The 8,342-nt window shown below is 68.7% G+C and carries 8 protein-coding genes; 4 read left to right on the top strand and 4 right to left on the bottom strand.

The window, feature by feature from the left end; genetic code table 11:
- Positions 1-692: MFS transporter (locus tag ACK4ZD_RS14965; RefSeq protein ID WP_409663837.1), on the bottom strand; the 692-nt coding region annotated here is incomplete at its 3' end.
- Between the two features lie 108 nt (positions 693-800).
- Between ACK4ZD_RS14965 and ACK4ZD_RS14960 the strand changes: the two genes are divergently transcribed.
- The 3 genes from ACK4ZD_RS14960 to parC are packed head-to-tail and all read left to right on the top strand — an operon-like array spanning position 801 to position 5,649.
- Positions 801-2,774: a DNA topoisomerase IV subunit B gene (locus ACK4ZD_RS14960; RefSeq protein WP_409663834.1), complete on the top strand. Its 1,974-nt coding sequence runs from the start codon at positions 801-803 to the stop codon at positions 2,772-2,774.
- 15 nt (positions 2,775-2,789) lie between these two features.
- A complete protein-coding gene (locus ACK4ZD_RS14955) occupies positions 2,790-3,317 on the top strand; it encodes a GNAT family N-acetyltransferase (protein WP_409663832.1) in 528 nt (175 codons plus the stop codon).
- Positions 3,318-3,336: 19 nt separating this feature from the next.
- Positions 3,337-5,649 carry a DNA topoisomerase IV subunit A gene (gene parC / locus ACK4ZD_RS14950; RefSeq protein WP_409663828.1) on the top strand — a complete coding sequence of 771 codons (2,313 nt, stop codon included), beginning with the start codon at positions 3,337-3,339 and terminating at the stop codon, positions 5,647-5,649.
- On the opposite strand, the gene ACK4ZD_RS14945 is transcribed toward parC, so the two are convergent.
- From ACK4ZD_RS14945 to ACK4ZD_RS14935, 3 genes are read right to left on the bottom strand one after another with little or no spacing between them, the layout of a single operon-like run.
- Positions 5,638-6,810, bottom strand: a complete 1,173-nt coding sequence (locus ACK4ZD_RS14945; RefSeq protein ID WP_409663826.1) for a putative zinc-binding metallopeptidase — start codon at positions 6,808-6,810, stop codon at positions 5,638-5,640. The two genes, parC and ACK4ZD_RS14945, sit on opposite strands and share 12 nt — an antisense overlap.
- A gap of 20 nt (positions 6,811-6,830) precedes the next feature.
- A complete protein-coding gene (locus ACK4ZD_RS14940) occupies positions 6,831-7,307 on the bottom strand; it encodes a disulfide bond formation protein B (RefSeq protein WP_409663823.1) in 477 nt (158 codons plus the stop codon).
- A gap of 10 nt (positions 7,308-7,317) precedes the next feature.
- Positions 7,318-7,773, bottom strand: coding sequence for a RidA family protein (locus ACK4ZD_RS14935; RefSeq protein ID WP_409663820.1), 456 nt, complete (start codon positions 7,771-7,773; stop codon positions 7,318-7,320).
- Positions 7,774-7,843: 70 nt separating this feature from the next.
- Here ACK4ZD_RS14935 and ACK4ZD_RS14930 point away from each other — a divergent pair.
- Positions 7,844-8,342: DUF4131 domain-containing protein (locus ACK4ZD_RS14930; RefSeq protein WP_409663818.1), on the top strand; the 499-nt coding region annotated here is incomplete at its 3' end.

Here is an 8,342-nt window from a genome sequence, read left to right as displayed (position 1 = left end):
TGGAAGCCGCAGACAAAATAACCCGCCATCAGCAGCTGGAAGCTACGGTAGCCGAAGGCTTCGCGCAGGGCCTGGCCGATGCTCTGCTGGAAGCCCACCGCGTGGCCCGGGGCCTTGGGCTCCTTCAGGCCGAGGGCCAGCGGCATGATGGCCAGGGCCAGGCAGCCCAGGATGAAGAGGGCGTTCTGCCAGCCGAAGCTGCCGATCAGCCAGTTTTCCACCGGCACCATCAGGAACTGGCCGAAGGAGCCGGCCGCGGCGGCCACACCCATGGCCCAGGAGCGCTTCTCGGGCGCCACGTTGCGGCCGATCACGCCGTAGATGACCGCGTAGGTGGTGCCCGCCTGGGCCATGCCCAGCAGCAGGCCGGCGCTGCCGGTGAAGGCCAGGCCCGAGGTGGCCAGGCCCATCAGCACCAGGCCCACCGCGTACAGCACGGCGCCGGCCAGCAGCACGCGGAAGGCGCCGAAGCGGTCGGCCAGCATGCCGGCAAAGGGGCCGGTGGCCCCCCACATCAGGTTCTGGATCGCGATCGCGAAGGCGAAGGTCTCGCGGGTCCAGCCCCGCTCCATCGTGATGGGCTGCAGCCACAGGCCGAAACCATGGCGGATGCCCATGGACAGCGTGACGATGAGGGCACCGCAGATCAGCACCTGCGTCATGGACAGCTTGGGGGCGGGGGCAGAAGTCATGGGCGAACTGTAGCCAAGCGGCGGCCGGTCTGCTGGCGCCGCGACGGTCGTGTTCAGTTGGAATTCAGCTTTCGGGTGGGCGGCGGGCACGGCCTAGAATCCGCCGCCATGGCTAGCAAACCGCAGAATTCCTACGGCGAGGCGTCGATCCGGGTGCTCAAGGGCCTGGAGCCCGTGAAGCAGCGTCCGGGCATGTACACGCGCACCGACAACCCGCTGCACATCATCCAGGAGGTCATCGACAACGCTGCCGACGAGGCGCTGGCCGGCTTCGGACGGCGCATTGCGGTCACCGTGCACACCGACGGCTCGGTCAGCGTCGAGGACGACGGCCGCGGCATCCCCTTCGGGCTGCATCCGGAGGAAAAGGTGCCGGTGGTCGAGATCGTCTTCACGCGGCTGCATGCGGGCGGCAAGTTCGACAAGGGCTCGGGCGGGGCCTACAGCTTCTCGGGCGGCCTGCACGGTGTGGGCGTGAGCGTGACCAACGCGCTGTCCAGGCGGCTGCAGGTGCAGGTCTGGCGGGACGGGCAGGTGGCGAGCCTGGCCTTCGGCGGCGGCGAGGTGGTCGAGCCCCTGGCCGTGCGCAAGGCCGAGCCCGGGGCGCGTCGTCAGGGCACCACGGTGCGCGCCTGGCCGGATGCGAAGTACTTCGAGAGCGCCGAGCTGCCCAGGCAGGAGCTGGTGCACCTGCTGCGCAGCAAGGCCGTGCTGATGCCGGGGGTCACGGTCACCCTCACCTACGAGAAGACCGGCGAGACCCAGACCTGGCTCTACAAGGGCGGGCTGCGCGACTACCTGCTGCAGACGCTGCCGGCCGACCCGGTGATCTCGCTCTTCGAGGGCGAGCACTACGCCGAGGAGGGCGAGACCGAGAACTTTGCCGAAGGCGAGGGCGCCGCCTGGTGCGTGGCGTTCACCGAAGAGGGCGCGCCCGTGCGCGAGAGTTATGTCAACCTCATCCCCACGGTGGCTGGCGGCACGCACGAAGCCGGGCTGAAGGATGGCCTGTTCGGTGCGGTCAAAGGTTTCATCGAGCTGCACAGCCTCCTGCCCAAGGGGGTGAAGCTGATGCCCGAGGATGTGTTTTCTCGGGCGAGCTTCGTGCTCTCGGCCAAGGTGCTCGACCCGCAGTTCCAGGGCCAGACCAAGGAGCGGCTGAACAGCCGCGATGCGCTGCGCCTGGTGTCCGCCTACGTGAAGCCGGCGCTGGAGCTGTGGTTGAACCAGCACGTGGACCAGGGCCGCAAGCTGGCCGAGCTGGTGATCAGGCAGGCCCAGGCGCGCCAGCGTGCCGGGCAGAAGGTCGAGAAGAAGAAGGGTTCGGGCGTGGCCGTGTTGCCGGGCAAGCTCACCGATTGTGAAAGCCGCGACCTGTCGCTCAACGAAGTCTTCCTGGTCGAAGGCGACTCGGCCGGGGGCAGCGCCAAGATGGGCCGCGACAAGGAGACCCAGGCCATCTTGCCGCTGCGCGGCAAGGTGCTCAATGCCTGGGAGGTCGAGCGCGATCTGCTGTTCAAGAACAACGAGATCCACGACATCGCCGTGGCGATCGGCGTGGACCCGCACGGGCCGGGCGACGAGCCCGATCTGTCTGGCTTGCGCTACGGCAAGATCTGCATCTTGTCGGATGCCGACGTCGACGGCTCCCACATCCAGGTGCTGTTGCTCACCCTCTTTTTCCGCCACTTCCCCAAGCTGATCGAGCGCGGCCATGTGTACGTGGCCAAACCGCCGCTGTTTCGCGTGGACGCCCCGGCGCGCGGCAAGAAGCCCGCGGCCAAGCTCTATGCGCTGGACGAGGGCGAGCTCGCCGCCATCTTGGACAAGCTGCGCAAGGAAGGCTGCCGGGAAGGCGCTTGGACCATCAGCCGCTTCAAGGGCCTGGGCGAGATGAGCGCCGAGCAACTGTGGGAGACCACGCTCAACCCGGACACGCGGCGCCTGCTGCGGGTGGCCTATGGTGACCTCGGCTTTGCCGACACCGAGCAGCTCATGAACAAGCTCATGGGCAAGGGCGAGGCGCAGGCCCGCCGCGACCTGATGGAGTTGCATGGCGACGCCGTCGAGGTGGACATCTGACGAGGGGCGCCGACCGTGCTGGGCAACACCCGGGTCCGCCTGCGGCCCACCCTGATCGACGACCTGGACGAGGTCGTGGCGATGGAGAACGACCCGGTCAACCGGCCGACCATCACCCCCTGGGACCGCACACAGCACGAGGCGGCGGTGCGGTTTCCGGATTTCCGCCATTTCATCGTGGAAGCCGGGGATTCGCATGTGCCCGTGGGTTTCGTGATCCTGGTGGGCTGCCGCAACCGGCACCGCTCGATCGAGCTCAAGCGCATGGTGATCCAGCCCAAGGGGCAGGGCCTGGGGCGTGCCTGCCTGCGGCTGCTCAAGCGCATCGCCTTCAATGACCTGGGCGCCCATCGCTTCTGGCTCGATGTGCGCCCCCACAACACCCGCGCCAAGGCGCTGTACGACACCGAGGGCTTCGTGGAGGAAGGCCGGCTGCGCGAAAGCGTGCTCACCGACCACGGCTACGAATCGCTCATCGTGATGTCGATGCTGGAAGACGAGTACCGCGCCCGCGTGGAAACCGGCCAGGAGTCCGCCGACTGACCGCGGTGCCAATCAAGTCATGATGGATCAGACGACGATGGATTTTTCGATGGGCAGCGAAGGCGAGGACAGCCTGACCCTGGCCCGCTATGCCGAACGCGCTTACCTGGAATACGCACTGAGCGTGGTCAAGGGTCGCGCCCTGCCGGATGTGTGCGACGGGCAAAAGCCCGTGCAGCGCCGCATTCTGTATGCGATGGAGCGCATGGGACTGAGCTTCACCGGCAGTGGCGGTGCCAAGCCAGTGAAGAGCGCACGCGTGGTGGGCGATGTGCTGGGCCGCTACCACCCGCATGGCGACACGGCGGCCTACGACGCGCTGGTGCGCATGGCGCAGGACTTCAGCCAGCGCTATCCGCTGATCGACGGCCAGGGCAACTTCGGCTCGCGCGATGGCGACGGTGCCGCGGCCATGCGCTACACCGAGGCACGTCTGGCGCCGATCACGCGGCTGCTGCTCGATGAAATCGACGAGGGCACGGTCGACTTCGTCCCCAACTATGACGGCTCCACGCAGGAGCCGCGCCAGTTGCCCGCGCGCCTGCCTTTCGTGCTGCTCAACGGCGCCAGCGGCATTGCCGTGGGTCTGGCCACCGAGATCCCCTCGCACAACCTGCGCGAGGTGGCGGCGGCCGCCGCGGCGCTCATCAAGAACGAGAAGCTCTCCGACGACGAACTCTTCGCCCTGCTGCCCGGCCCCGACTTCCCCGGCGGCGGCCAGGTGATCAGCAGCGCGAGCGACATCCGCGAGGCCTATGCCACCGGGCGCGGCAGCCTCAAGGTGAGGGCGCGCTGGAAGATCGAGGATCTGGCGCGCGGCCAGTGGCAGCTGGTGGTGACCGAGCTGCCGCCGGGCACCAGCGCGCAGAAGGTGCTGGAGGAGATCGAGGAGCTGACCAACCCCAAGGTCAAGGCCGGCAGGAAGGCGCTGACCACCGAGCAGCTCCAGCTCAAGACCACGGTACTGTCAGTGCTCGATGCCGTGCGTGACGAATCCAGCAAGGACGCGCCCGTGCGCTTGGTGTTCGAGCCCAAGACCAGCCGCATCGATCAGCGCGAGCTCGTGACCACGCTGCTGGCCCACACCAGCCTGGAAAGCTCGGTTCCGGTCAACCTGACGATGGTGGGCAGCGACGGCCGGCCCACGCAGAAGTCTTTGCGCCAGGTACTGATCGAATGGATCGGCTTCCGCCTGGCGACGGTGGAGCGTCGCACGCGCCACCGCCTCGACAAGGTGCTCGATCGCATCCATGTGCTGGAGGGCCGGCAGCTCGTGCTGCTGAACATCGACGAGGTGATCCGCATCATCCGCAACGCCGACGAGCCCAAGCCGGCGCTGATCGAGCGCTTCCGCCTCAGCGAGCGTCAGGCCGAGGACATCCTCGAGATTCGGCTGCGCCAGTTGGCACGCCTGGAGGCGATCAAGATCGAGCAGGAGTTGAAGGAGCTGCGCGGCGAGCAGGCGAAGCTCGAAGACATCCTCGGCAGCCCGGCGGCGCTCAAGCGCACGGTGGTCAAGGAGATCGAGGCCGATGCCAAGCAGTACGGTGACGAACGTCGCACGCTGATCCAGGAAGAGAAGAAGGCGGTGGCCGAGGTCAAGGTGATCGACGAGCCGGTCACGGTGGTGGTCAGCCAGAAGGGCTGGGTGCGCGCCCGCCAAGGCCACGGCCACGACCCGGCGAGCTTCGCCTTCAAGGCCGGCGACGGCCTGTACGGCACCTTCGAGTGCCGCACGGTCGACACACTGCTGGTCTTCGGCAGCAACGGTCGCGTCTACACCGTGGCGGTGAGTGCCCTGCCGGGGGCGCGCGGCGATGGGCAGCCGGTGACGACGATGATCGAGCTGGAGCCTGGCACCCAGCCGGCTCACTACGTGGCGGGCCCGCCGGACACGACGCTGCTGCTGGCCAGCACGGCCGGCTATGGCCTGTTGGCACGCATCGGCGACATGGTGTCGCGCCAAAAGGGCGGCAAGAGCTTCCTCGACCTGGACGACGGGGCGCGCCTGCTGCCGCCTGCGCCGCTGGCCCCCGGTGCCGACCAGGTGGCCTGCCTGTCGCTGAGCGCGCGGCTGCTGGTCTTCCCGCTGAACGAGCTGAAGCTGCAACCGAAGGGCGGCCGCGGGCTCACGCTGATGGACGTGGACGCGAAGGACCCGCTGGTGTCGGTGGCGGCCTTTGCCGGCACGCTGAAGGTGCTGGGCACGGGACGCGGGGGCAAGGCCAAGGACGAGGACTATCGCGGTACGGCCCTGGCCGAGCACATGGGCCGACGCGCCCGCAAGGGCAAAGCCCTGGGTTTCAAGGCCACACGCGTGCTACCCGGCTGATGCCGCAACGGTGGCCTCGGCTGCGTGGGTGACCACGAGGTGCACGAACTGCAGCTTGGCCACGGCCGCGCGGGGCAGCACGAAGGGATAGAAGTCGGGCTGGCCCATGCTGCGCGAGAGCTCGTTGAGCACGCCGGTCAGTTCGGTCCAGGCGTTCACGACGGAGAGGAAGCGCGCGGCGTCGGGATCCTGCGGGCGGTACAGGCAGTCCGGGGTGAAGGGCTCGTAGCCGGTTTCGAGATCCTCGGCTTCCAGCCCGAAACTGAGCGCCGTGTCCAGCGTGTCGACCATGTGCAGGTAGTGGGCCCAGGTCTCGGCCCAATCCTCCCAGGGGTGGGCGCTGGCATAGGCGCTGACGTGGTGGCGGGCCCAGTCGGGAGCGGGGCCTTCGCCGTAGTGGCGCCTCAGGGCGGCGGCGTAATCGCGCCGCTCGTCGCCGAAGAGTGTGCGGAAGCTTTCCAGCCAGGCGCTACCGGCCACCAGCCGCTCCCAGTAGTAGTGACCCACCTCGTGCCGCAGGTGGCCCAGCAAGGTGCGGTACGGCTCGTGCAACTGGCGACGCACGCGCTCCCGGTGAGCATCGTCGGCCTCGGCGATGTCCAGGGTGATGATGCCGTCGGCATGCCCGGTCACCACCGCTGGGCCGCCCGGCAGGCCGCGCAGGAAGTCGAAGGCCAGACCGTGCTGCGGGTCTTCGCCGATCCGCGAGCGCACCGGCAGGCGCAACGCCAGCAGCGAGGACACGAGTCGGGCCTTGGCCGCCTCGATGCGGTGCCACAGCACCGCGTTGTCTGGTTGACTCAGGTCGGGGATGGTGCGGTTCAGACGGCAGGCCCGGCACAGGGGTGTCGGGTCGTGTTCGGGGACGAGCCAATTGCAGCCGGCCGGCGACTCGAAGTTCGCACAGCGGCGAAAGCGCTGCGGGGCGCTGTCCTCGGCCAGCTCCCACAGCCCGGGCGCTTGAGGGGCCGCACGCAGGGCGAGCACCTGGGCGCGCGAGGGTTCGTAGCCCAGCGGTGAGTGGCATGCCAGGCATTCGCTGTTGCGGAAGAACACCGGGCGCTGGCACACGCAGCGGTAGCTGCGCAAGGCGCTGGGGCGGCGGTGGGGCTTCCAGGCCTGGTCCAGCCGGTCTGACAGGGTGTCGAAGAAGCTTGCCACGGCCGGCTCGACAGGGGCCCTCAGCGTGCCCTCAGACCCGCCAGCAGCACCAGGCCCACCGTCAGGAAGAGCAGACCGCTCCAGGCCTCGTAGGGCAGGCCCAGCAAGTCGACCGCCGCGTCCATACACGAGGCCGAGATGCGAAAGAGGAAGGGCACGGCGTTCTCCAGACCGAGGGCTCCGATGAGGCGGTCGGCCAGCGTAAGGTTGCAGGAGAACTCCTGAGCGGCTACACGGTTCTGGTAGACCGCCGCTGCGATGCCCGAGGCGGCCAGGGCCAGGCCCAGGCCGGCGAACGCCTGCTTGATCCGGCGCCCGGGCAGCAGCAGGGCCAGCGCGGCCAGCAACGCCACGGCCAGGAAGATCACCCGCTGCAGGATGCACCAAGGGCACGGCAGCATCTCGAAGACGTACTGCGACACCAGGGCGGCCGCCACGCCGCCCAGGCAGAGCACGATGACGGCAACCAGCGCCGTGTTGAGGGTCGGTCGGTTCAAGACGGCGTCCTCACTCCACTTCGGCGATCAGCTCGATCTCGACGCAGGCCCCCATGGGGATTTGGGCCACGCCAAAGGCGCTGCGCGCATGCGCCCCCTTGTCGCCAAAAACCTGTCCGAGGAGTTCGGAGGCGCCATTGGTCACCAGATGCTGCTCGGTGAAGGTGGGGGTGCTGTTGACCAGGCTCATCAGCTTGACGATGCGCTTGACCTTGTTCAAGTCGCCCACGGCGGCCTGCAGGGTGCCCATCAGGTCGATCGCGACGGCGCGCGCGGCGGCCTTGCCTTCGTCAGTGGACAAATCCTTGCCGAGCTGGCCCACCCAGGGCTTGCCGTCCTTGCGGGCGATGTGGCCGGACAGGAAGACGAGAGAGCCGGTGCGCACGAAGGGCACGTAGGCGGCCGCGGGCGTGGCCACGGGCGGCAGGTCGATGTTCAGGGCTTTGAGCTGGTTGTAAACGGACATTTCAGGGCTCCTTGCACGACAGCAGGCAATCCTACACTTCGCACCACGAGGCGTTCGGGGAGGACGTCGGATGACGACGAAGCAGGGGCAGGGCCTGGTTTGGGCCTTGGCGGGCTACGGCGCGGGCACGGTCTGGCAGTTGCATCAAGCGGATCTGTGGCCGCTGTGGCTGGATGCGGCAGCGGTGGCATTGGCGGGGCTCGGGGCGGTCGCGCTGTGGCGGGGCCGCTCACGCCGGGGCGACCTCTGGTGCCTAGGGGTGGCCTTCGCGGCGGCCTTGCTGGCCGTCGGCCTGACGAGCGCGCGCGCCCACCTGCGTCTGGCCGACCGGCTCGATCCGGCGCAGGAGGGCGTGGACCTCGAGTTGGTGGGCCGGGTGGCGGGCCTGCCGCTGTGGCGCGAGGGGAGTGTGCGCTTTGCCTTCGAGGTGGAGGCGGTGCGGCCGGCCTGGGCAGACGATGCACAGGGTGCACGTCGCCCGCGGGAGGTCGGGGTGCCGCGGCGCGTCTTGCTGACCTGGCACGGGGGACTGCGCGAGGGCCAGTTGCAGCGGCGGCCGCCGCAGGACC

This window comes from Caldimonas sp., assembly GCF_046291045.1.
Lineage (GTDB): Bacteria > Pseudomonadota > Gammaproteobacteria > Burkholderiales > Burkholderiaceae_C > Caldimonas.
Note: the sequence above shows the minus strand (reverse complement) of the source record. Positions and strands in the feature narration are given on the sequence as shown.

Excerpts from the sequence above, each read along its gene's own strand:
- ACK4ZD_RS14960 (WP_409663834.1), top strand. The coding sequence starts at position 801 with ATGGCTAGCAAACCGCAGAATTCCTACGGCGAGGCGTCGATCCGGGTG.
- ACK4ZD_RS14935 (WP_409663820.1), bottom strand. The coding sequence starts at position 7,773 with ATGTCCGTTTACAACCAGCTCAAAGCCCTGAACATCGACCTGCCGCCC.
- parC (WP_409663828.1), top strand. The coding sequence starts at position 3,337 with ATGATGGATCAGACGACGATGGATTTTTCGATGGGCAGCGAAGGCGAG.